Source organism: Ruoffia tabacinasalis (genome assembly GCF_042652985.1).
Taxonomy (GTDB): Bacteria; Bacillota; Bacilli; order Lactobacillales; family Aerococcaceae; genus Ruoffia; species Ruoffia tabacinasalis.
Genome location: NZ_JBHSHQ010000066.1, coordinates 1 through 24,630, shown reverse-complemented (window position 1 = coordinate 24,630; position 24,630 = coordinate 1). Strand labels below are relative to the sequence as shown.

The window sequence follows — 24,630 nt, the reverse complement described above, 5'->3', positions numbered from 1 at the left end:
TGAAAGGATTGGAGATGATTTTTTTTGTGCAATAAAACTCTGTCTACGATGATAATGACAGAAATGAACTTAGTCCACGAATGAAACGGGCATGTCTCTAGTTGTCCACGTTTATAGGACCAGTATATAGATGGAATCGAGTACTCGGATTTTTTTCGAATGCGTGTTTAGCCGGAATCTAGCACTCGGATTTTTTTCGAATGCGTGTTTAGTCGTAATCTAGTACTCGGATTTTTTTCGAATACGTGTTTAGCCGGAATCTAGGACTCGAATTGAATTCGAATGCACGTTTAGCCGGAATCTAGCACTCGGATTTTTTTCGAATGCACATTTAGTCGTAATCGAGGACTCGAATTGAATTCGACTGCAGGTTTACCCATTTTCCCAATAAAAAAAGAGCTGCAACCACAGCTCCTTCAATCAACACTTATTATTCTATGACTAGCATGTTATTATCATCGAACTTCCAGCTATCACCATATGCAACTTCCCAATAATAACCGTCAAGATCTTGGAAGTAACCACTATACCCGCCCCAATCCGTAGGTTTAGGATATTTCGCGATCGGCCCACCAGCAGACTCAACCAGTTTAACAAATTCATCAACTTCAACTTTAGTTTTAAAGTTGATTGCTAATGTGATTCCACTAAAACCTGTATTAATGACTGGGGGGTTGGTTGGATTTATTTCTTTGGCTAAATCTTCAAGTGAGAATAACTCTAGTTTGGTTCCATCATTATCAAAAAATACAATCGGTGGGTTGTCAGCCTCTTCATAGGTTTTAAAGCCGATATCTTTATAAAATTTCATTGCCCTACCGATATCTTTGACACCTAAAGCAATTAAGTTAATTCGATTCATATTCATGACTCCCTTATTCATTTATTTAAAAAAACGCTTAGGCCTACACAATGATTGTTGTAAACCTAAGCGGTAATTAGTTCAAACTGCTTATTCAGCTGTTTCGTCAGTGTTGTTAAATTCATCTAGGCTCGAAATCTCGACACTTTCACTGCTCTCTTCGCTATCTTCAATCGTATTGAGTTCCACAATATTCCCGTCAGCATCGACTTCAGTCATGACATAATCTATTGAGTCAGTTTCATCACTATTTCGAATCCAAGCATACAGCCAACTTTCATCTTCGAACCGATAAGTTATCTCTGATGGCTCACCAATTAATTCCTGTAACTCTTCAAATGTAGTAAACTCACGATTGTCACTCTCTGAATCTTGCCAAGTTTCAATTTCTTCTAAAGTAATGTTTAATGGCTCAAAGGCCGTCTCATTCACTAACAATAAATTCACTTCTGTTAAATAAGGCGCAGCGAATTCCTCTTCTGTTTCTGTACTTTCAACAGATTCTGTCGAAGCTGCCTGTCCACTACTTGCTTCCGCTGCCTTTTCTTCTGAGAAGATTTGTGCATATAGAATAGCTGATTCTTCATCATTCATTGAATAATACAATAAGAATTCACTTGCACCTGCATCAAACGTTTCAGCAGGCTCGCCCGCTAATTCAATGACTTCTTCTTTAGTCATATCGGTTGAACCTTCGGAAATGAGCGTCTCAAATGTAGACTTCAATTCATCTAAAGGTGTTTGGGGCAGATCGTCATAGGCTCCAAACCAGCGAATATAATTCACTTTATCCTCTTCACTTAATTCTACTTGTTCCAGTTCTTCATCACTTGTACTAGAACTATTTTCTGATGCTGTTATGCTTATTGGGTTGAATAGCATCGCGAATAACATCGTTGCTAAAAAACCTTTATTTCTATGACTCATCTCTATCCATCCTCACTTCAGATTGTTACTTTAGACAAGTATAGCATAGGCCTCGATTTTTCTAAATATTTAAGGTCTTCGCTTATTTATTGTAAAATACCTTGATTGCTTCGTATAAGTAATCTGCTGCACCTTCAGTAATATCTTCATAATATTTCTTGAAACGCTCATCTTGTGTATACATTTGAGCTAGGCCAATGTGTGCTTCTTCAGAGTATAGATCATCTGGCCAAACCATGATTAGCCATTCTTTATGTAATTCAGCAACTCGTTGCCCTTCTGCACTTTCAGGCTTCCCTTCTGGTACGGCATTTACTAAAGCTTCACTGATTTCTTCATTAAGCTTTTCAATACGTTCGTACTGTTCTTGCGTTAAATTTCCGAATTTTTTATTTGATGAATCAATGACATCATCACCGTATTTTTCTCTGATTTCTTCACCATATTTTTCTTCATTAGCTTTAATTTGTTGTTTTTTAAAGCCTTCAAATTCTTTTTTAGACATTGTTAAGTCCTCCTTGTATATTTTAATTGTGTTTTCGACTGTATTCATCAATTGACTAATACGGACTTTTTCCGATTTGAGGTGTTGGTAATGTGTTTCCAACGCTTTAAGACGATCAAATTCTGAAGAATTAACAATCGCATGAATTTCCTCTAATGTGATACCAAATTCGCGGTAAAACATTATTTGTTGCAACATTTTCACTTCATCTTCACTATAAATTCGGTACCCATTCTCTTCGACATACGCAGGTTTTAATAAATCAATCGCATCATAATGACGCAAAGTCCTTGTACTAATCCCGGCTAGTTTTGCTAATTCTCCAATTGAATAACTCATTTCCTCACCTCTTCATACAGATTACACCTTAACGCTACGTCAAGGTCAAGCGATTTTAAAATATTTTCCAAAATAATAAAAAATCAGCCGGTGCATTCAATGCATCGACTGACTAAACTTTATTGAGTTGCTTTTTGCTGTTGCAATTCAACTAACTTCTTATTGCGTTTGTAATAGGCTGGAACTAAGGCAAGTACAGCACCTAACCAAGCCATTGGATTGGAAATAACTGGCCCGGCAAAGCCGATAAGGCCACTTAAACCAAATGCCGCAATGATTCTCATCGTTAATTCCATCACTCCTGCGACTGTCGGGATAAAACTATCTCCCAAACCTTGGAGAGTGTAACGAAGGACAAAGAGAATTGCTAGAATCCAATAAAATGGACCGGTTAATTGGAAGAAATACTGACCATAACTTCTTAGAATTTCTTTTGATGAACTATCTCCGAAGACACTCGTTAATTCTCCACCGAATAAGAATAAAACAACTGAGAAAAGTATTGACACTGATATCGAGAGAACAAGGACTTGCTTTACACCTCTTAAGATACGGTCGTATTTTTTGGCACCGAAGTTTTGTCCAACATACGTTGCCATTGATACTCCGAATGACATTAGAACAAAGACAACAATTTGATCAATCTTTTGAGCTGCTGAGTAACCTGCAACTGCTTCAGCTCCCAGTGTATTCAAGGCAATTGTTACAGACATTGATCCAATCGCAATAATTGAAGATTGAAACGCCATTGGGAAACCAATACGGCAATGTTGAATCACTTCATCTTTACGCATCTTAAAATGTCTTGCTTTAACTTTTAATAAATAAACTTTCTTTTGAATATAGAATAAGCAAATTAAAGAGGCGATTAATTGCGATACCATTGTCGCAGTCGCTACCCCAGCTGCTCCCATATCAAAAACTAGGATAAAGACATAATCTAAGATAATGTTAATCACAACCGCAATGACTAAAGCAATCACCGGTGTCCGACTATCTCCTAAAGCTCTCATTAAGTTACTTAACATATTGAATAGAATTGTAATCGCCATAAATCCAAAGATAATAATTAAATAATCATAGGTGTACTGAATGATTTCAGCCGGCGTATTCATTAAGTAAAGAATATCCCATAAGAAAAACACACTTAACGCCGTCATCACGATAACGACTAAAGTCGATAGGACCCAATTGATTGCGACACTTCGACTGACTTTTTCATAATCACGTGCCCCGTACGCTTGTGCCGTTGGAATCGCCGTTCCAGCAGTGAACCCTTGCGAGAAACCAACCACAAAGAACATGACACTCCCTGCTGCTCCAATACCGGCTAGAGCATTCACACCCATCGTCCGTCCGACAATAAATGTATCCACCATGTTGTAAAACAATTGAAAAATATTACCTATAATTAAAGGTATAGAAAATAATAGAATCTGTTTGATCGGTGTTCCCGACGTCATATCTTTCACAAACGTGTTCCTCCTACTTTATTTATTTCTTACGTAAGTATATGTGAAAAGTTTTTAGGTTACAACATTATTCAATGCAAATATAAAAACCTAATGACAGCAACTAGGCTAATCATTAGGTCTAAACTTTCAAATTAAAATGTTAATTCACTTTCATGATCTAACTCATAGTAATGTTCTTTGTATTCAACATTCGAACGAATGAGTTTATATATGACTGATGCAATAGGTACCCCTAGGAAGAAGCCGGCGGGTCCTAAGATTCCCCCACCAATCGTTACCGCAATGAAAGTCCAGATACCTGGTAAACCAATCGATCCACCAACAATTCTTGGATAAATCGCATTACTTTCAAGCTGTTGCAGTACGATATTGAATAGAAGGAAAAAGAGTCCTTGAATCGGGTTTTGAACGAAGATTAACATCGTTCCAATAACAGCTGATAAGATAGCCCCAACCATTGGTACTAAGGCCAGTGCCCCAGAGAGTGCTCCAATCATACCCGCATATGGGAAGCTAAATATCATCATCCCCACCGTTACTAACGTACCATAAATAATCGCTTCGATTAACATTCCCGTAATAAAACTAGAGAATGATTCATTCGTCACTCTTAAAACATACTTCAAACGACGGAAGTGGTCTCTCTTCATGTAAGCACGCAGTACGCGTTTAACTTGTCTTTGTATTTTCTCTTTTGAAAATAAGGCGTAAATTGCGACAACTAATATAACAACTAATCTAAATAAAGATGAAGTTAATAATTGGAATGTCGTAAACGTTGACCCTAAAATGTTATTAGCAAAACTTGCCGCATCTCGGGCAATACTTTCCCAATTAATGTTTAAATTATTTATCAATGTATCAATTTGAGGATAAATTTCTTCTAAATCCTCAATCCACCTTTGAATATATTCAACCATTAATGGTAGGTTTTCTAATAAAGTTTGTACTAGGGAGATTAATTGTGGAATGATGAGCCATAACACTAGAACAATAACAATAATAACTGTAATCAGTGCCAGTAATATCGATACTGGACGTCTTGCACGAATAAGTAGCTCATTATCCGTTTCTGGAAACCAGAACCCCTCATACATCACCATAATTAAATTCAAAATATATGCAAATACAAATCCATAAACAACAGGAGAAATTATATCCCAAAGCTCTCTCAAACCAGCGAAAATGTGCTGATAATTAAAAATAACTAGAATAAATACTGCAGCTAAAATAACGTACTTCATGACCATTCGATCCAAACGGCCTAATTTATCCATTAAATCCCCCCTCTATATGTATATACACTATACCATGTTTTTATTAGCGATTACGAACAGTTTCATTACAATATGGAGTTATTTTTACACTTGCCAGACAACTAATAATGTTGACATAATAATGATAGAAATGATGATAGATAATGAATTTATAATCGCTGATAATTCAAAATTCTCCCCATACATCCGTGTATACATTGTTGCAACGCCTGAAACCGGCGCAAAGGCAAGAATCGCTAATGTTTGCCGAATTTCTAAACTAAATGGCAAGAAAAAATATAACAATGCTGAAATCCCTGCTGCTACAACATAACGACCAGATAATGTCTTAATTAAGAGCCGGACATGTTCCTTATGAATCCTTAAATCTAAGGCAACACCAATCATAAACATCGACAAGAACGTATTCCCATTCCCAATAATTTGGGTCACATCCGTAACAAAACTTGGTAATTGCAGTGAAAAAAGCGATAGGATTATCATCACAATATACACAATAACTGAAGGTGAACTCATCATCGTGCGAAAGATATACCCAATATTCACCTTACTCTCTCCGTCCCTGACACTCTTTGCCATACCGTAGTTTCCACCTAAAACCATGAAGGCACTTCCGGCATCGAACAAGCTCACTGCTAAAATCGCTACTTCAGAGAAAAAGAAAGAAATAAAAGGTAAAGAAAAGTTTCCAATATTATAACCATTCATATTCAACATTAAAAAGCCTTTCTCTGTTGGCGTTTTACCTAACAAATGCGAGAATATAATATACACCCAATTACATAAAAATCCAATAATACTAATAACAATCAGTGTTGGTGGAAAGCTCAATCCATTTAAATTTGAAATGATTACACTCGGTAACGTTAGATAAAAAATTAATTTAGAAATCGTATCAAAATCTCTTTCTCTGATAAAGTAACCTCGAGTTGTTAAGACATTTGCCAATATAATAATTGACACTAGAACTGCCGCTTTAATAATTGTTTCGACCATTATGTTGTCCTTTCTATCCGTTTGATATGTGCGTCGTAAGTACATGCATGCCAAATTACCATCTATACTCTTGGTGATTATAATTTGCTTGATCAATTAAAACTTGTAGATAACGGTTCATCGACTCTGTATCAGGACTAATTAGTTTCTCAAATGTATCTTCGTAGGCAGAGACAGTTGCTTCCCAAATATTAGAGATATTTCCAGCAAAGAAAGCTAAATTTAATTCCTGTGTTAATTGTCTTAATTCATCATTTCGATCTTTATTGGAATCCAATTTCTCATTTGCTTTAGTAAAGACTTGTTTAAGGTAAGTATCATAATCGAGTAAATTTGGATCTTCTGTCTTAGTCTCTTTTACCCAAGCTTCCATATCTAATTTTATTTGTTGATACGACTTCTGGTTATTATCAATCACAACCTCACCAATCACACTCGGTAGAACAGCAAACGCTCCTGTCGCAATGTCAGTCACTTGCCCTTCTTGTGCAATATGTTGCGCATGCATATGACCACTCAATGTTACAGGAAGTTGGTATTTTTCTAAAATATTCTTCAGCCAATCATGATTACCCACGACAAAATTCTGACCCATCAATTCAAAATGCGGAATAGAACTATGATGTAAAACAACCGTCACTTCAACGTCTTCTTCCGTAATAGTACTTAATTTATCCTCCAACCAAATGAGGGTTTCGTCTCTCAATTCCCCTTTGGATACGGGCGGTTGGTCATTGCCTTCTTCGTGATAAATATTACTGTCTAACATCACTAGCCAGTGGTTGCTCCTTAATTGAGTAATATAACTCAAACTCGTATCATCTTGGTAAGTCGCTTCCCCATAGCCAAAGGAACTCATGATTTCCTTAAAGTCAGGAGGGGTGATTTGTTTATCCCTCACAGCTCTACTATCAGTAAATGAACTAGCCCAGCCATTGTTAATATCATGATTGCCAGGTATCACAAAAACTTCCGTACCTAAAGCTTCGATCTTTGAAAATGCTTCCTGAAGGTCGACTAAACTTTGATACTCACCGTTTAAAGTCAAATCACCTGCAACTATTAAAGCATCCGGTTGCTGTTCTGCCTGTTCGATTTGATAAGCAAGGGCTTCAAGTCGTTCATTGGAATAAAAAATTTCCAAACCAGCACCAGTATCTTGTAATTTCTGAATGCGGGGCCCTTCAACATATAAGCTAGGTGATAAATGATGGATATCAGTCACAACCCATAATCTCAAATCTGACTCCGCTTTAGACGCTTGTGCGCCAGTCATTGCAAAGAAAATACAAAGAAAGAATACTAAACATTTCCAAACCTTTCTCATTATCAAACCCTCCTTTCAATAACAAACAAAAAAGACTATGAGAAATCTCATAATCTTATTATCCTATATTATTGAATGAATACAATCTAATTATGTTTTTGATTCTGTTTCTTTCTTAACCTCAATATCTACGTCATAAACGGGGATGGGCTCTCGACTTGCTTTATCAAGTGTTTGTAATAGTAGCATCAACCAAGTAAAGGCAAGAACAAATGAAACAATTTCAAATCCAGTTAAAGTAATATACCAGCCTGTTAAATAATAATAAGTAACAACGAACAACATAATGCCTAACACATAAGATGTAATCACAAATTCTCGTGACACCTTAGGCACAAACCACTTAATTCCGATAATCATCGCGATAATCATATATACTAGCATGGCTGCAGATTGGTTATGATATTTAGGCATATTTCCCGGTCCATCACTTGGGAAATAACCAACAAGTCCTAGGCAAATTGCTGTAATCGTCAGTAATATTCTTAGAATTGTTAGTGGACGGTGTTTTGGATAAATCTTCTTTAAACCAACAAATAAATAATCCACTAAAGCAATCATCATAAACGCAGACAGCATCAAAGTTAAGTTAAATTGCCAAGCACCGCTCGCCTCTTGTGTTCCTAAGAAACTTAAATTTCGCTGCCACCACTGTGCCTCACTGTTGGTAATCATTGAGATAATCACACCACTTAAAATGACCACAACTAATAATTTGGTCATTAAAGACGGCGAAAGGACCATCACAAAACTGATCATGACATAATTAATAATCGATATAAAGATAAAAGTCAGTAAGCTTGATAAGTAAATATCTAAAACTAAACCTTCAAATAATAAACCTAAGAGGTAGAAAAAGAATAATATAGCTAAAGCAATGATGATGGCGAAAGATAATAATATCGTTGGAACATTCCGCCAATAGATATTCTCCAAATTGGCTAATTTTTTTCTTTTACCTACGATAAAAGCAATCGCAAAAGTAATGACTCCACTTATCGACCCAATCAGCAATATCGCACTCGCAATCGAAATACGTCCCATTAATTGAATAAATAATTGCTCTCGGGAATTGAAAAAAAGAAAATATATCAAAGTTCCAATCACTGCTGGTATTAAGAAATAACGTAAAGCAAGTTTTTGATGATTGCTTGAATGATTATTTGACTTTAGTACATATTCTTGACCATCTATCTTAAGTATCGCTTGATTGACTTGATTTACGTCAGACACTTCATCATTCACTATAACCCTTAGTTCTTTATCCTCATTGCTTCCCATTATGCACCTCGTATTTTGTTAATATTATGCTCACTTATTCAACTTCTTCAATCATATAAAATCTAATTGCTTTAATTAAAGCTTCTTTTTTTGTATTTTCAAATGTATCAAATGAAGCAAAATGTATTCTCTGTCCTGGTTTTGCAATAATAACACCATCCGCTGCTCCATATTTCCCATGGGATAAAATACTCAGTAAGTTTAAACTACTTAACTGTATATCTTTTTTATCAAAATAAGTGATTAATTCATCAATCCCATTTATTGTTTGGTCGCCGTTAATTTCCGTTTCTACAGCAGGATTAAGTGTTTCCTCTAGATTAGATTGCTTTCCAACAAAAAGTCCTACGACAAAGTCTCTAATAACACGTCTTTTCGGCGCATTGTCACAACTTAAATCACCTAACAATAAAAAATCTGGCTTATATGGATGTGCTTCAGCGTCACTAAAAGTTAAATTACTTTCAGTTAAGGCAGATTCTAATATGTTGATCGACTTTTGTCCCATTCCATGTAGCTTTAATAATTCATCTTTACTAAAAGCAGCCACTTCCTCAAGTTGTGTGACATCAATAGTTTGAAGTGCTTTGGTAGCAACTTTTCCAATATTAGGTAAAGCGTGTGACATAATACCCTCTCCTTCATTTTCTTCACTTTATATCATTATCTTAATATATATAAGTCCATACTAAAAGGAGAAAATGCTTGATTTCAAAGATAAGCGTGAATAAGCTTACCTCAACAAGTGGAAGAATTAGTTTATATTCTTCCAGTTAAGCGCCTCAGCTGGAACAATTGGTTTTTATTCTTCCAGTTAAGCGCTTCAACTGGAACAATTTATTTTTATCCTTCCAGTTAAGCACCTCAGCTGGAACAATTGGTATTTATTCTTCTAGTTAATAACCTCAGCTGGAACAATTGGTTTTTATTCTTCCGGTTAATCGCCTCAGCTGGAACAATTTATTTTTATTCTTCCAGTTAAGCACCTCAGCTGGAACAATTGGTATTTATTCTTCCAGTTAATCACCTCAGCTAGAACAATTTATTTTTATTCTTCTAGCTAGGTACAACTCAAAATCAAAAAACGTATATGCCTTACTTGCGCAAGTAAGGCATATACGTGTATAAAAGGGGATCAAATTTAGGTATTACTTGATGCGTCGGATACTATTAATTGTAGTTTGCTTGTCTTTCTTTATATCCATAATATGCATCTTCAAGGATTTCTTGCATTTCATTTACTAAAGCTAAGCGTGGATTCACTGGTGTACATTGGTCCTCAAAGGCTAAGTAGGCGATATCTTCTGTTTTATCCATGAAGGCAGATTCATCAACGCCCTGGTCTTTTAGACTCATTTGAATTCCAACACGTTCTCCAAGTTCGAACACAGCTTGTGCTAAGTTTTTTACTCCTTCTTCTGGAGTTTTTGCATCAAGTCCGATTAATTTAGCGATGTCTTGGTATTTTACATCTGCTTTGTAGTAATTGTATTTTGGCCAGTTCGCCTGTTTCGCTGGTCGGGTTCCGTTATAGCGAATAACGAATGGAAGTAAAATCGCATTTGTTCGACCGTGAACTGTATGGAAAACTCCACCAATCTTATGAGCCATTGAGTGGTTAATTCCTAAGAAGGCATTACCAAATGCCATACCCGCCATAGTTGAAGCGTTATGCATTCTTTCACGTGCTTCTGGATCATTATATTTTACTGAAGCTTCTAAGTTTTCGAATACAATCTTAATTGCTTGTAAAGCCAGTCCATCGGTAAAGTCGTTAGCCATCACTGATACATACGCTTCGATCGCGTGTGTTAACACGTCCATCCCTGTATCAGCTGTAACAAAATCTGGTACAGTCTCAACTAAAGCAGGATCTACAATTGCGACTGTTGGTAGTAATGAATAGTCCGCTAATGGGTATTTCATATTATTTTTCTTATCAGAGATAACCGCAAATGGTGTCACTTCAGATCCTGTTCCTGATGTCGTTGGAATACCTACATACTTCGCTTTAGACCCAAGTTCTGGGAACTTAACCGCTCTTTTACGGATGTCTAGGAATTTTTGAACTAAATCTCTAAAGTCTACTTCTGGTTGTTCGTAGAATAACCACATGACTTTAGCTGCATCCATAACAGATCCCCCACCTAGTGCGATAATTGTATCGGGTTGGAATTGAGCCATGGCTTCAGCACCACTTCTAACGGTTGTTATATCTGGATCTGGTTCAACGTTATGGAAGATTTGGTAATTTACTTTATTTTGACGTGCCTCAAGCTGGTCGATAATTCTTTGCGTAAAGCCGAGTTTCATCATAGATTCATCCGTAACAATCATGACGCGTTCAACATCAGCCATTGTTTTTAAATATTGGATTGAGTCACGTTCGAAATAAATTTTTGAAGGTACTTTAAACCATTGCATGTTATTGCGTCGTCTCCCTACTGTTTTAATGTTAAGTAAATTCAATGCTCCGACGTTTCCACCAACTGAGTTGCGTCCGTATGATCCACAACCTAGAGTTAATGAAGGGATGAAGGCATTGTATACATCTCCGATTCCCCCGAATGTTGAAGGAGAGTTCCAAATAACTCGAATGGCTTTAACTTGACGGCCGAATTCATTCGCTAATTCTTGATTTTGTGTATGAATCGCAGCTGAGTGACCTAATCCAAAGAACTCAACCATTTGTGCAGCTTTTTGAATTCCATCTTCAGTTGTTTCTGACTTCAATAAGGCTAAGACTGGAGATAGTTTTTCGCGTGTTAATGGTTCGTTTGGTCCAACTTCTGACACCTCTGCTACTAGAATATTTGTTTCTTCCGGAACGGTGAAACCTGCTTGTTCTGCAATCCATGTCGCTGGTTTCCCAACAATTTCATTATTTAATTTTGCGCCAGCACAGTTTTCACTGAATGCTTTAGAACCGAAACAAAATTCCTCTAATAGTGCTTTCTCTTTTGAATTTACGATATAAGCATGATAGCTTACTAATTCATCTTTAAATTCTTTATAGATTTCTTTATCAACAATTGCGGCTTGTTCAGAAGCACATACCATTCCGTTATCGAATGATTTACTTAATACGATGTCATAAGCTGCTTGCTTAACGTTTGCTGTCTTTTCAACGTAAGCTGGCACATTTCCTGCCCCAACTCCTAACGCTGGCTTACCACATGAGTAAGCTGATTTAACCATGGCATTTCCACCAGTGGCTAAGATTGTTGCAACCCCATCGTGATTCATTAATGCATTCGTTGCATCTAACGATGGTTCTGTAATCCACTGTACACAGTTTTCTGGTGCACCTGCTTCAATCGCTGCATCTCGAACGATTTGAGCAGCGTGAGCCGATGACTCAAGTGCTGCCGGGTGAAATGAAAAAATGATTGGGTTACGAGTTTTTAATGCGATGAGCGCTTTGAAAATAGTTGTCGACGTCGGATTCGTTGTCGGAGTGATGGCGCAAATAACTCCAACAGGTTCAGCAATTTCTGTGATCCCCGTCACTTCATCATCACTGATAACACCAACTGTCTTCATATCTCGCATGTAATTTACAACGTGCTCACAAGCAAATAAGTTCTTTGTCGCCTTGTCTTCAAATACACCACGGCCAGTTTCTTCAACCGCATGTCTTGCTAAAGTACCATGTTGATCTAAAGCTGCAACTGAAGCTTTCGCTACAATGTGATCAATTTGCTCTTGATTAAAATGATCGAATTCCTCTAAAGCAACCAAACCTTTTTCTACTAAACCATTAATCATGTAATTAACATTTCCGATAACTTCTTTTTCAATTAATTCCGTCATTGTTACGCTCCCCTTTTCTTTATCTTTGATTACATGTTACCTTTTTCACAAAGTAAAGTAAAGTGTTTTATTTGTAAAAATCCTATTATAAAAGGTTTTTATTAAGTGTTATAACAGTTATTTATGCTGTTTCAATCAATGATAATTCTCTATATGTGATTAAATGAGCATCTTGACGCTTCTGTTATATAACAACATTGATATTGTTTTATTGATATTAATATTTCTTTGAATATACTGGTAATATTTGCTAGAAATACATAAAAAGCGCAACACTATTTTATAGTGTTACGCTTTAATTATGTCGCTTTATTTAATCATCTAAATATCCTTTATAGCGTTCTGTTCTCAACAATCTTTTAGCATTCTCGACCCGTTCTACAGTAGGTGGTTCGACTCCTTCCAAACGGTATTTAATTCCTAGTGCTTCATATTTGTAGACACCTAGTTTATGATATGGAAGCACCTCGAATTTGCGAACATTTGATAAAGTTTCAACATAATCGCCTAATCGGATCAGATACTCATCATAATCTGTACGCGTTGGTACAAGTACGTGACGAATCCAAACAGGTATATTCAACTCTGAAAGTAATTCAGCCATCTGCATGATATTCTCATTGCGCACGCCTGTTAATTTCGCATGACCTTTTGGATCAATATGCTTAATATCAAATAAGAACAGATCAGTATACTTCATCAGTTCTTCAAATTGTGAGCGGAATGGCTCCTCTAAAGTAAAGGGCGCGCCACACGTATCAATGGTTGTGTGGACACCATGTGCTTTACAAATTTTGAAATATTCAATCAGAAATTCGATTTGAAGTAAAGGTTCTCCCCCACTTACAGTTACTCCGCCGCTATTACCCCAAAAAGAACGGTATTGTATGGCTTCATCGAATAATTCTTGTGGTGTATATTGCGTTCCTCCACGCATATTCCAAGTATCTGGATTATGACAAAACTGACAACGAAGACGACATCCTTGCATAAAAGAGATGAATCGTATCCCTGGTCCGTCAACTGATCCGAAACTTTCAGTCGAGTGGACATTCCCAATAATTGGTGTTTTAACTTCTGACAAGATATATCCCCCTTTCTACAAGATATCTAAGACTTAATTGTTTACATTGAACTGTGCATTGTACGGTTAATAACATCCATTTGTTGCTCTCTAGTTAATTTGATGAAGTTTACAGCATAACCAGATACACGGATTGTTAATTGTGGATATTCTTCTGGGTGATCCATCGCATCTAATAACGTTTCACGGTTAAACACGTTAACGTTTAAGTGGTGTCCACCTTCTTTAATATATCCGTCTAACATATTCACTAAGTTATCTTTTTGAATTTCTTCATCTTTACCTAAGGCTTTTGGAATGATTGAGAATGTATTTGAAATTCCATCTAAAGCATATTCGTAAGGCATCTTAGCAACTGAAAGTAAACTTGCTAACGCCCCATGAGTATCACGTCCGTGCATTGGGTTCGCTCCAGGAGCAAATGGCTCTCCTTCACGACGACCGTCTGGCGTGTTACCAGTTTTCTTACCGTAAACAACGTTTGATGTAATAGTTAAGATTGATGTTGTATGGATAGCATCACGGTATGTTGGATGTTTCTTAACTTTAGTCATGAATGCTTTAAGTAAATCAACACCGATCTCATCGGCACGTTTATCGTTGTTACCGTATTGTGGGAATTCACCTTCGATTTCATAATCGACAACTAGACCATTTTCATCACGGATTGTTTTAACTTTTGCATATTTGATTGCTGATAAAGCATCAATTGCAACTGAGAATCCAGCAATACCTGTAGCCATCGTACGTTTTACATTTGTATCATGTAAAGCCATTTCAATACTTTCATAGCTGTATTTATCGTGCATGTAGTGGATAACGTTTAATGAATTGATATACAATCCTGCTAACCATTCTAACATGTCATCATAACGTTCCATCACTTCATCATATTCTAAGTATTCTGAAGTAATTGCTTGGTAACTTGGTCCAACTTGTGCTTTCGTCATTTCGTCGACACCACCGTTGATTGCATATAATAATGCTTTTGCTAAGTTCGCGCGCGCACCGAAGAATTGCATTTGTTTACCAACTTCCATCGCTGACACACAACATGCGATGGCATAGTCATCACCGTAAATTGGACGCATAATGTCGTCATTTTCATATTGAATAGCTGATGTGTCAATAGACATCTTCGCAACAAATCGTTTGAAATGAGTTGGTAAGCTTGGTGACCATAGCACTGTTAAGTTTGGTTCTGGTGCTGGTCCTAAGTTTGATAATGTATGTAAGAATCTAAATGAGTTTTTAGTTACTAGTGGACGTCCATCAATCCCAACCCCTCCGATTGATTCAGTTACCCAAGTTGGATCTCCTGAGAATAATTGGTTGTAATCAGGTGTACGTGAGAATTTAACTAGACGTAATTTCATAACGAAATGGTCAACTAATTCTTGCGCATCTTTTTCTGAAAGCACACCTGTAGCAAGATCACGTTCAATATAGATATCTAGGAATGTAGATGTACGACCTAATGACATTGCTGCCCCATTTTGATCTTTAATTGCCGCTAAGTATCCTAAGTATAACCATTGGAATGCTTCTTGCGCTGTTTCAGCTGGACGAGTTAAATCAAAGCCGTAAATATTACCTAATTCAATTAAATCTTGTAAGGCACGGTATTGTTCACTAACTTCTTCACGTAGACGCATAACTTCTTCGTTCATTTGTCCGTTACCAATATTTGCGAAGTCTTTTTGTTTCTCTTCCATTAAACGGTTTACTCCGTATAATGCAACACGACGGTAATCTCCGATAATACGTCCACGACCGTAAGCATCTGGAAGTCCTGTAATTACTCCTGAACGACGAGCAGCACGCATCTCAGGTGTGTATACATCAAATACACCTTGGTTATGAGTTTTCCGGTACTCTGTAAAGATATGTTCAATTTCTGGATCAATCTTATATCCATAAGCTTCTGCTGATTGAACAGACATACGGATTCCACCGAATGGTTGTAAACTACGTTTGAAAGGTTTGTCAGTTTGAACACCTACTACTTTTTCAATGTCTTTGTTTAAGTAGCCCGCATCGTGTGAAGTAATTGTTGATACAACTTTTGTATCCATATCAAGAACGCCACCAGCATCACGTTCTGCTTTAGTTAATTCCATTACTTGATCCCACAATTCGAAAGTCTCAATCGTTGCACCTTCCAAGAATGAATCATCGCCTTCATATAAAGTATAATTCTCTTGAATAAAATCTCTAACATCAATTGACTCTTGCCATTTAGTCCCTGTAAAACCTTCCCAAGGATTAACATTCATTTTTTCGTTTTCTAATTTTTCCATGGTATCCCCTCTATTTAAATTCGAAGCAAACATTTTTACTTGTGAATCATTACACATATATGATAAACTATTTTTATATCCAAATCAATAGGTTATAACAATTATTTATCTAAAATTTAAGTTAATGAACAAAAAAAGCCCTGTCGTTAAACAGGACTTGCGAAATAAGTAAATTTAATTCGGAATAAAGTCACTCGGAATACCTAAAGCAATGCGAGCGAAACGTGAGATGCGAGATAAATCCCAATGTGGTTCAAAGACAACTTTAATATCGATTTCAGTAATCTTGTCAAAGTTAGCTAATTGGTATCTAACATCACTATCAATGAAGTCTGCTAAAGGACAACCGGCAGTTGTTAAAGTCATTATGACTTCAACCTTCCCTGCTTCATCCATATCTACTTCATATATTAGGCCTAAGTTCGCAATATCTATGCCTAATTCTGGATCGATGACTCCTGTTAATTGCTCTAGTAATTCTTTTTCGTACTTTAAAGCTTCGTTTTTGAATAGAATACCAAATTCTTCATTCATAAAAGACGTTCCTTTCGTTTAAATAATATATTTATTTTATTCATATTGCTTATGAACTTTTTGTTCGCTAGAATTATGTAATATAGTACGTTTAGTTTATACATAAATAGAATTAATATCAATCGAATTTTATAAGGAGTAAGAAAATGGAAAATCAAGTAGACCTTAATAGACCTGTGAAACAAGTCCTTGATTCACACCCTGAACTTCTCGACATACTTGTCGATTTAGGCTTTAAACCTTTAGCTAATCCAGCCATGAGACAATCGGCTGGAAAAGTTGTCACATTAAAACAAGGCTGCAAATTAATCAACTTACCATTAGAACAATTAATAAATGAACTACAATGGAACGGCTATACTGTCATCGGAGGTGACGTGAATGAGTAATAATACAGATAATCGCATAGATATATTAGAAGGTATTCTTCTTAAATTGCATCATGGAGCAGATCCTGACTCAGTTCAGGATGAGTTTAATGAGCATTTCACGGGTGTGAGTGCCATTGAAATCTCCATGATGGAACATCAATTAATGTATGGTGATAGTGTGATTACCTTTCAAGATGTTCTAAAGCTATGTAATGTTCACGCGAATCTGTTCAAAGGTGCGATTGAAGATGGTAAAGCGCCAGATGCTGACCAACCCGGACACCCAGTGACTGTATTCAAAGAAGAGAATATGGCCTTACGCTCTGCCCTACTTCGAATTAACAATATACTAGATACCTTTGAAGATATGCCGGTTGAAGAATTAACTGAGGGTATGATTAAAGGACTTAAACGTCAATATGATATCATCGGGCAGTTTGATAACCACTACAAACGTAAAGAACATTTATTCTTTTCGGTCATGGAAAGTTACGGCCATGATGCCCCACCAAAAGTTATGTGGGCAAAAGATGATGAGATTCGTGACTTATTCAAACGCGCATACAAAGCCATGGTAAAATTCCCAGATATTAAGTTTTCAAAAGTAAGAGACACTTATGAGGCTTTTCAATTTGAATTCAATGAAATGATTTTTAAAGAAGAAGCCATATTAATTAATATCTTACTGGAGAGTTTCAATCAATTGGATTGGTACAACATCGCCCAGCAAAGTGATAATTACGGCTATGCGATTATTCGTCCACGCGAAACTTGGGAACCAGAAAACCTGGCAGACTTACTCGAAGAAGATACGAAAAAAGCTGAAGAATTAACAATTCAAGAAGTACCTACACCAACTAAGTCAGTTCAAAAAACAATGAATACAGTGGAAAGTAAAACAATCGAAACACGAAAAATTACCGTCAATGGCGGTCAATTTACCGTTCTTTGGGAACCAGATGAGACACTTGACTCAAGCAGTAACCATATCATGAACCCAACAGTGCCTCTTTCGATTGGTGATGGTTACTTGAGCTTAGAACAAATCAAAGTCATCTTTGATTACATCCCAGTGAAAATTACTTTTGTTGATCAAGATGATATCGTACAATACTTCAATCACAAGAAGGAGTCATCAATATTATCACGACACGCTGAAGATATCGGTGCTAAGGTAGAAGATGTCTATCCAGAAGCTGTCTGGGATACATTAGAACCCATTGTTCGAGCTTTCAAAGATAATACATTAACTGAAGAAAGTTTTTGGTTTGAACATGAGTCAAAATTCTTATTTATTTCGTATAAAGCACTCTTTAATGAAAAAGGACAATATCAAGGGTTCGTTGAAATAATACAAAACATCCAACCTATCTTAGATATTCAAACGGATAAATGGCGTAATTTACTCCCTCAAAGTAAGGTTGATTTAACACTTAAGGATCCAGCTAATTTAACTCAGGTTAATCACAAACATCAGTCTCAAGCAGAATCACAAGTACTTCAATTTGGTAAAGGACAGTTGGAGTTCAACTGGTCTGTAAGCAATGAGACAGTAGTCAATGATCCAAAGGATTTTTCTAACGAGCAATTGATTAGTATCGGCGAAGGATATTTAAGTTTAAAGCAAGTGAGGCTCATTTTTGATTCAATGCCCTTTGAGATTACTTACGTTGATGGCGATCATAAGTTCAAATACTTTAATAATATCGGTCCTTATGACGAGATGTTATTCCAAAGATCGCCTTTAGAAATTGGGCGTGACTTAGAATATTGTCACCCAGCTAGAGTTTGGCCAAAGGTTAAACGCTTATCTGAAGACCTTCAAGCACAACGTCGTTTTATTGAACCTATGTGGTTCTCACCTGGGAATAAACTTATTTATATCTTATATATTGGTGCGCAAGATCAAAATGATAATTATCATGGTATTGTGGAGACTGTTCAAGATGCTTCAATGTATGTTGAATTGGACGGAACAGAGAAACGATTGTATTAAAAAAAGGAACTTGCTATTTTGTAGCAGGTTCCTTTTTAATTTACTAACGCCAGTTTAATGGTAGTATCTCTTCTTCAATAACGTCTGTAAATTCATTCTTTACATGTTTCCAGAATTTTAATCGATTAACTCCATTTTCAGTGTTTTCTTTATAGGCATTATAATCAGCACTTCTTTTTAATTCTGTCTCACCGATTTGTTTTTTCTTAGCTGGGTTATAGTTTTCTACTAAGAAAGCGAAATCTTCCTTATTTAAGAAATATTCTTTAGTAATCTTCTCTTCAATCGTATCTATCTTTTCTTCAATCTTTAACTGAAGTTTTTGAGATACATCTAAGTTTTTCAATTCTTCTTTTGGTAAATGTTGAACTTCATTCCAGATATCGTCAATAATGACAGCTAATTTTGGATTTGTTTGTTTAAAGTCAGAAATATACTTTTCAATTTCATTAACTCTCTTTTTACTTGGTTTATCATCTTTTTGATTGTATCTTTCATTCGATAAGTTTTGAATGAGTAGAATAAGATACTCGTAATCAATCTTATCCGTTCCAATTGATGATAATTTATAGTCAATATCGAATAATATTTCTTCTACATCATTCTCGCCAATCCGTTCTTTAATTTCTTGCAATGCATTTTCGTATTTACCGTGATAATCTTCAATCAAATCTACTTTTAATCCGAATTCTTCTCTAAAGTAATCTTCATCATAATTAGAGTATACTTTGATTGCACTGAACGTTTTATCAAATTGTTGATAGTTTTTTACAAAGAGCTTTAGTGCTTCTGTCTCATCATTCATATCAATATTATCTGGATTGGGAGCTATAAATCTTAACTCCTCTAAAGCAAAAGTGAATTTACTAAACGCTTCATCCCAATCTGGAGCTTGAATAGCATTTTCGCCTCCATTAGAATACAAGAGAAAAGCTTCTTGAACTGCCTCTTTAAATGTAGCTGGTGATTGGAATGTCATGATTTGTCCGTATTGTTTAGTATGGTCATAAATACGGTTGGTTCTAGAAAAAGCTTGGATCAGACCTTGTGGTCTCATCGGTTGTCTATCGACAAAAAGTAATGCTAAAGAAGGCGCATCGAACCCAGTTAATAGTCGATCAACAACTATAACAATATCAATTTGTTCTTCTCTATATTTATATATTTCCTTTTTCCGAGCTAATCTATCATTTAAATTTCTATTGAATCCTCGAAGATTACTTAAATCATAATTCGTATTGTACATCTTGTTATAATCCTCTATGACACCTTTTAAATGACTTTGGTTCTCAAATGAACTCTCCTCAGTTTCTGTTACTGAATAAGTGACACTCACTTTAGGAAAGTCAACCACTGCTTTTTTCACTTTGTCAGAAATAACAACTGAACTTCTGCCCTCGAGGACTTCTCTAAATAAATCATAATATCGTTGAGCTTCTTTAATAGAACTCGTCGTTAATATTGCACTGTAGGTATTTCCAATCCCTTGATCCAAGTTAAATTTATTTTTTGAATGATTAATAATTGTATCAATAACTTCTAATTTATGTTCATCAGAAGAATAAATTCGTGATGGAATGTATCTTTCTTTCTGAACTTCATCCATATGGAGCACATTATCAACTTTTGCTTCTGCTTTGACAATATCTATTAAATCATCATCACTAATAGTATTGTTGTATTCAACTTGAAATCCAAGCACTGCATTGTCGTTAATTGCTTCTTTGACTGTATATTCATGTAATCTAGGGCCATATTGTTCTTCAGTAGTTCGTGCTAAATTTCCTTGTTCTTGACGAGCATTCTCTACAAAAAGTGGCGTTCCTGTAAAACCATACCAAAGAGCATAAGGAAAGAACATATTAATCTCCTGTTGTTTTTCTGGTGAAACCGCCCTATGACATTCATCTACTACAAAGGCTACATTTAAAGATCGTAATTTTTTATAGTTCCGATTATTTTCGCTATCTCCATATCTTTTCATTACATAATTCAATTTTTGAATGGTTGTCACTATTAGTGTTCTATCATTTGAAACTAGTTTTTTTACTAAATCAGAGACATTATCAGTTTGATCTATATCAATAACATCATTCTCTGCATAAGACATAAAAGATGCCGTCGTTTGTTGATCAAGATCTATTCTATCAACGATAAATATTGTCTTATCTATCGAAGGTATTTGAAGTAAGTTTCTTGCTACCTTATAAGAAGTTAAAGTTTTTCCTGAACCAGTTGTATGCCAAACATAACCTGACTCTCTTCTTCTGGATGCCCTTTCCACTGCTTCGATAGCATGAATTTGATAAGGTCTCAGTAAAATTAGTGATTTCTTTTCGTTATCTATTACAGTAAACTGTGTAACTAATTTATGCGCATGAGGAATAGATAGAACGTGTTCTGCAAATTCTAAATAGTTATTCACTCGCTTATTATCTTTATCAACCCAAGTTGTAAGGAACTTAGAATTAAGTTTTTCTCCTCGACCTGCTGCAATGTACCGTGTGTCGGAACCATTTGTAACGACAAACATCTGAGTCGTTGAATAAATTCCATTAAACTTACCTTCGTTTAAGTACTTATTAATTTGTTCATAAGCAGACATATACCCATCTGATTTGTTTTTCAATTCAATATGAATCATAGGTAGCCCATTAATTAATAAAGTTACATCAAAAATCCTTTGACGATCAACAGGACTCACTTGTGTAGTCCGATACTGATTAATCACCTCATAGACAGATGTACCACCTGCAATATCTTGGCGACGAATGACTTGCAATAATATGGTTCCCTTGCTAGCATCTTCTCGTTGAACTGTTGCCTTAGCAACACCATTCTCTCCTGTTAACCAAACTGCAGCAGCATAAAAAGAGCTAAAGTTTAATTCTGCTTTAACTTGTTCAAATTCTTGGTCAGTTAATGGAACACCATCCAGAACGCTTACATTATTCGCTTCCAAAATTTGCCTGAAATTGTCCCATAATTGATCCTCAGTCTTTAAATCATTACGATAAGTCCACTGTGACTCTCCTTGAATCAATTGATTTATTATATTTTTTTCAAATTCTGCTTCACTAGTAAAAGACGGCATAGCTCTCCCTCATTCTTTTTTAATAGTCTAATTTATCCCATTATAGCATGGAAAGCTCATTAAAATAGTATTTAAGAGTAGTATTTTCGCTCTATCAAAGGAAACATATTTTTTTGGAAAATATATTAGTTATACCGGGCTAACTAAAATTAAACGTGGGAACAGCGAGAACTATCTGACTTAGTGAAAAGAGTAAAATCTTATTCGCTCTCTCGAAGTGTAGAAACTCCAAACTATACAAGTACTAAATATGTTCACTATGGTGATATTCACACAAAAGTTGCAGATAAAATTTCAAATGAGACTAATTTACCAAATATAGTTCCTGGTGATTATGAAACATTAAGAAAGGGCGATATAATTCTTGCTGATGCATCTGAAGATTATCAAGGAATTGCTACCCCCTCAATAATTATTGAGGAGCCTCTATCAAATATAGTTGCTGGTTTACATACTATAGCCCTCAGACCGACTGAAGTATATCCTCTGTTTTTATACTACTTATTTAAATCAACTACTTTTAGAAAATATGGATATAAAACTGGCACGGGAATGAAAGTATTTGGCATATCTGTCATTAATATTATGAAGTTTAAAGGATACATACCTTCGCTTAAAGAGCAGAAAAAAATAGCTTCAATACTTTTTCACTTAGATAATGCACTTGTTCTTCATCAGCGTAAGCTTGATAAAATAAAAAACTTAAAAAAAGCTTATCTACAGTATATGTTCCCTGAAAAAACTCAAGGTGTTCCTACATTAAGATTCGATAATTTCTCAGAAATATGGGAACATCGTAAATTATCAGAAGTGGGAAAGATTAGCACAGGGAATACTCCTAGTACAAAAGATTTAGAAAATTATTCTGATAGTGGAATGCAATGGGTAACACCTTCTGATATAAAGTCATTAATAATTACCGATACCGCGAAAAAATTATCTCTAAAAGGGCAACAAAGCGCTAAGATAGTTTCTGGTGGCTCAATATTAGTAACCTGTATTGCTAGTATAGGGAAAAACACATTGGTCACTAGAACGAGTAGTTTTAACCAACAAATAAATGCAATAACTCCATTTGAAGCATATGATTCGTATTTTTTACTCACCCAATCATATTTTTGGTCAAAATTCATGAAAAAAATTGCATCGTTAGGAACTATGCAAATCGTTAATAAGGCAGAATTTTCGAACTTAAAATCAAAATACCCAGGGTTAGAAGAACAAAAAAAAATTGGTTTATTTTTCAAAGAAATTGACAACATTCTTACTCTTCATCAGAGAAAATTAGACTCTTTAGAAAGACTAAAAGCATCATACTTACAATTACTATTCCCTCAATAATACTATCGTATAGATATTAATGATAATTGAAATCTATAAAAAACTAATAAATACCGCTAATTCCAAATAGCGGTATTTATTAGTTTTTTTCAGATTAGGGTGGACAAATGACGCATAATTTTATCATTATCCTGATTCTCTAATTCATGAATAATGTGTAAATAAGTTTCTTGTGTAGTTGTCATACTAGAATGACCTAATCTTCTTGCTACGGATGCAATAGAAACCTCTGCATACAATAACAAAGAAGCATGTGTATGACGTAAACTATGAATAGTTATTTCTGGAACCCCAGCATCATTACATAGTTTCGAAAGTTTCTTGTTAATCGTAGTGTTAAAGATTCTCTCACTTACAAATATCAATTGATCAGAAGATATATTACGTACTAGCTGAGAAAATTGCATGGCAGTTTGCCAATCTAATTGTATTGTTCTAACTGATGAGGGATTTTTTGTTGGTAAATATTTTCCTTTAGGTGATTTATAATCCCATGTTTTGTCTACTTTTAATTTTTGAGTGGAGAAATCAAAATCATTTGGTGTCAATGCAAGCGCCTCTGAAAAACGTAATCCTGTTTTTAAAATTAAAAGAAAGAACCAGTCCCAATTAATATCATTTGTCAATTCAAACTCTTTAATTAAAGATTGAACTTCAAATTGATTTAAGTATTTTATTTTTTTGATTCTAGGTTCTTTGCCTTTAATTATTACTTTACGAGTTGGATTATAGGCTAATATACCTTCATCCACAGCATCTAAGATCGCACCTTTGAGTTGGTGGTGGAAATCCATTGTAGTTTGTCTTTCATGTGTTAATGCATAATCATTCAATAATTGTTGATACGAAGTTCGCGTTAGTTCACCCATTTTTAAATTTGGTGCTAATTCTTCAATTCTCCTTTGATTAATATAATATTTCTGAAGAGTTACTTGCCTCACTGCAGCTTCCTTGTATAGCGCCACCCAATCTTTAAAATAGACTGAAAATAATTGATTTGTTTTTCTATTCTTTACCAAAATAAAACCTCCTTGAATATTAGTCAAGTCCATAATCCTGTGTAAAATACTATACAATGTTTCACCAGTCTCTCATTGATCAAACTTAA

18 protein-coding genes and 1 pseudogene are annotated in these 24,630 nt (G+C 35.4%); 4 read left to right on the top strand and 15 right to left on the bottom strand.

Annotation, left to right across the window (positions count from 1 at the left end):
- Positions 1–430: 430 nt before the first annotated feature.
- The 13 genes from ACFO5Y_RS10685 to ACFO5Y_RS10625 form a co-directional block, all read right to left on the bottom strand.
- Complete coding sequence (locus tag ACFO5Y_RS10685) at positions 431–862, bottom strand: VOC family protein (protein WP_197104723.1); 432 nt, start codon at positions 860–862, stop codon at positions 431–433.
- Between the two features lie 90 nt (positions 863–952).
- Positions 953–1,789, bottom strand: coding sequence for a hypothetical protein (locus ACFO5Y_RS10680; protein WP_197104722.1), 837 nt, complete (start codon positions 1,787–1,789; stop codon positions 953–955).
- 82 nt (positions 1,790–1,871) lie between these two features.
- The gene (locus tag ACFO5Y_RS10675; RefSeq protein ID WP_197104721.1) at positions 1,872–2,633 is read right to left on the bottom strand and encodes a MerR family transcriptional regulator; all 762 of its coding nucleotides are present in this window, start codon (positions 2,631–2,633) and stop codon (positions 1,872–1,874) included.
- A 119-nt stretch (positions 2,634–2,752) separates the two neighbouring features.
- Positions 2,753–4,096: an MATE family efflux transporter gene (locus tag ACFO5Y_RS10670; protein WP_231606904.1), complete on the bottom strand. Its 1,344-nt coding sequence runs from the start codon at positions 4,094–4,096 to the stop codon at positions 2,753–2,755.
- 143 nt (positions 4,097–4,239) lie between these two features.
- Positions 4,240–5,385 carry an AI-2E family transporter gene (locus ACFO5Y_RS10665; protein WP_197104719.1) on the bottom strand — a complete coding sequence of 382 codons (1,146 nt, stop codon included), beginning with the start codon at positions 5,383–5,385 and terminating at the stop codon, positions 4,240–4,242.
- An 84-nt stretch (positions 5,386–5,469) separates the two neighbouring features.
- On the bottom strand, positions 5,470–6,381 hold the full coding sequence (locus ACFO5Y_RS10660) for an AEC family transporter (protein WP_197104718.1): 912 nt from the start codon (positions 6,379–6,381) through the stop codon (positions 5,470–5,472).
- Between the two features lie 55 nt (positions 6,382–6,436).
- Complete coding sequence (locus tag ACFO5Y_RS10655; protein ID WP_197104717.1) at positions 6,437–7,708, bottom strand: metallophosphoesterase; 1,272 nt, start codon at positions 7,706–7,708, stop codon at positions 6,437–6,439.
- Between the two features lie 90 nt (positions 7,709–7,798).
- Entirely contained in the window at positions 7,799–8,989 is a 1,191-nt protein-coding gene (locus ACFO5Y_RS10650; protein WP_197104716.1) for a DUF998 domain-containing protein, read from the bottom strand.
- 34 nt (positions 8,990–9,023) lie between these two features.
- A complete protein-coding gene (locus tag ACFO5Y_RS10645) occupies positions 9,024–9,617 on the bottom strand; it encodes a helix-hairpin-helix domain-containing protein (RefSeq protein ID WP_197104715.1) in 594 nt (197 codons plus the stop codon).
- Between the two features lie 542 nt (positions 9,618–10,159).
- Entirely contained in the window at positions 10,160–12,802 is a 2,643-nt protein-coding gene (gene adhE, locus ACFO5Y_RS10640; protein ID WP_197104714.1) for a bifunctional acetaldehyde-CoA/alcohol dehydrogenase, read from the bottom strand.
- Between the two features lie 313 nt (positions 12,803–13,115).
- Positions 13,116–13,886, bottom strand: a complete 771-nt coding sequence (pflA, locus tag ACFO5Y_RS10635; protein WP_197104713.1) for a pyruvate formate-lyase-activating protein — start codon at positions 13,884–13,886, stop codon at positions 13,116–13,118.
- A 41-nt stretch (positions 13,887–13,927) separates the two neighbouring features.
- On the bottom strand, positions 13,928–16,186 hold the full coding sequence (gene pflB / locus ACFO5Y_RS10630; protein WP_197104712.1) for a formate C-acetyltransferase: 2,259 nt from the start codon (positions 16,184–16,186) through the stop codon (positions 13,928–13,930).
- Between the two features lie 174 nt (positions 16,187–16,360).
- A complete protein-coding gene (locus tag ACFO5Y_RS10625; RefSeq protein ID WP_197104711.1) occupies positions 16,361–16,720 on the bottom strand; it encodes a metal-sulfur cluster assembly factor in 360 nt (119 codons plus the stop codon).
- A 146-nt stretch (positions 16,721–16,866) separates the two neighbouring features.
- On the opposite strand from ACFO5Y_RS10625, the gene ACFO5Y_RS10620 reads away from it, so the two are divergent.
- Both ACFO5Y_RS10620 and ACFO5Y_RS10615 read left to right on the top strand, forming a co-directional pair.
- Positions 16,867–17,109: a DUF1858 domain-containing protein gene (locus ACFO5Y_RS10620; RefSeq protein ID WP_197104710.1), complete on the top strand. Its 243-nt coding sequence runs from the start codon at positions 16,867–16,869 to the stop codon at positions 17,107–17,109.
- Positions 17,102–19,087: a DUF438 domain-containing protein gene (locus ACFO5Y_RS10615; RefSeq protein ID WP_197104709.1), complete on the top strand. Its 1,986-nt coding sequence runs from the start codon at positions 17,102–17,104 to the stop codon at positions 19,085–19,087. The genes ACFO5Y_RS10620 and ACFO5Y_RS10615 overlap by 8 nt, the downstream gene beginning before the upstream one ends.
- Positions 19,088–19,130: 43 nt before the next feature.
- Here ACFO5Y_RS10615 and ACFO5Y_RS10610 read toward each other — a convergent pair whose 3' ends face one another.
- Positions 19,131–22,181 (bottom strand): type I restriction endonuclease subunit R, encoded by a 3,051-nt coding sequence (locus ACFO5Y_RS10610; RefSeq protein WP_197104708.1) that lies wholly within the window; start codon positions 22,179–22,181, stop codon positions 19,131–19,133.
- Between the two features lie 165 nt (positions 22,182–22,346).
- Between ACFO5Y_RS10610 and ACFO5Y_RS10605 the strand changes: the two are divergent.
- A pseudogene (locus ACFO5Y_RS10605) lies at positions 22,347–22,868 on the top strand (restriction endonuclease subunit S); the annotation flags it as partial.
- A gap of 39 nt (positions 22,869–22,907) precedes the next feature.
- The gene (locus ACFO5Y_RS10600) at positions 22,908–23,522 is read left to right on the top strand and encodes a restriction endonuclease subunit S (RefSeq protein ID WP_231606903.1); all 615 of its coding nucleotides are present in this window, start codon (positions 22,908–22,910) and stop codon (positions 23,520–23,522) included.
- An 89-nt stretch (positions 23,523–23,611) separates the two neighbouring features.
- On the opposite strand, the gene ACFO5Y_RS10595 is transcribed toward ACFO5Y_RS10600, so the two are convergent.
- On the bottom strand, positions 23,612–24,541 hold the full coding sequence (locus tag ACFO5Y_RS10595) for a site-specific integrase (protein WP_197104706.1): 930 nt from the start codon (positions 24,539–24,541) through the stop codon (positions 23,612–23,614).
- Positions 24,542–24,630 lie beyond the last annotated feature (89 nt).

Bases quoted from the DNA above. Each gene is read 5' to 3' on its own strand.
- ACFO5Y_RS10685 (WP_197104723.1), bottom strand. From the start codon at position 862: ATGAATCGAATTAACTTAATTGCTTTAGGTGTCAAAGATATCGGTAGG.
- ACFO5Y_RS10680 (WP_197104722.1), bottom strand. From the start codon at position 1,789: ATGAGTCATAGAAATAAAGGTTTTTTAGCAACGATGTTATTCGCGATG.
- ACFO5Y_RS10675 (WP_197104721.1), bottom strand. From the start codon at position 2,633: ATGAGTTATTCAATTGGAGAATTAGCAAAACTAGCCGGGATTAGTACA.
- ACFO5Y_RS10670 (WP_231606904.1), bottom strand. From the start codon at position 4,096: ATGACGTCGGGAACACCGATCAAACAGATTCTATTATTTTCTATACCT.
- ACFO5Y_RS10665 (WP_197104719.1), bottom strand. From the start codon at position 5,385: ATGGATAAATTAGGCCGTTTGGATCGAATGGTCATGAAGTACGTTATT.
- ACFO5Y_RS10660 (WP_197104718.1), bottom strand. From the start codon at position 6,381: ATGGTCGAAACAATTATTAAAGCGGCAGTTCTAGTGTCAATTATTATA.
- ACFO5Y_RS10655 (WP_197104717.1), bottom strand. From the start codon at position 7,708: ATGAGAAAGGTTTGGAAATGTTTAGTATTCTTTCTTTGTATTTTCTTT.
- ACFO5Y_RS10650 (WP_197104716.1), bottom strand. From the start codon at position 8,989: ATGGGAAGCAATGAGGATAAAGAACTAAGGGTTATAGTGAATGATGAA.
- ACFO5Y_RS10645 (WP_197104715.1), bottom strand. From the start codon at position 9,617: ATGTCACACGCTTTACCTAATATTGGAAAAGTTGCTACCAAAGCACTT.
- adhE (WP_197104714.1), bottom strand. From the start codon at position 12,802: ATGACGGAATTAATTGAAAAAGAAGTTATCGGAAATGTTAATTACATG.
- pflB (WP_197104712.1), bottom strand. From the start codon at position 16,186: ATGGAAAAATTAGAAAACGAAAAAATGAATGTTAATCCTTGGGAAGGT.
- ACFO5Y_RS10625 (WP_197104711.1), bottom strand. From the start codon at position 16,720: ATGAATGAAGAATTTGGTATTCTATTCAAAAACGAAGCTTTAAAGTAC.
- ACFO5Y_RS10620 (WP_197104710.1), top strand. From the start codon at position 16,867: ATGGAAAATCAAGTAGACCTTAATAGACCTGTGAAACAAGTCCTTGAT.
- ACFO5Y_RS10615 (WP_197104709.1), top strand. From the start codon at position 17,102: ATGAGTAATAATACAGATAATCGCATAGATATATTAGAAGGTATTCTT.
- ACFO5Y_RS10610 (WP_197104708.1), bottom strand. From the start codon at position 22,181: ATGCCGTCTTTTACTAGTGAAGCAGAATTTGAAAAAAATATAATAAAT.
- ACFO5Y_RS10600 (WP_231606903.1), top strand. From the start codon at position 22,908: ATGTTCCCTGAAAAAACTCAAGGTGTTCCTACATTAAGATTCGATAAT.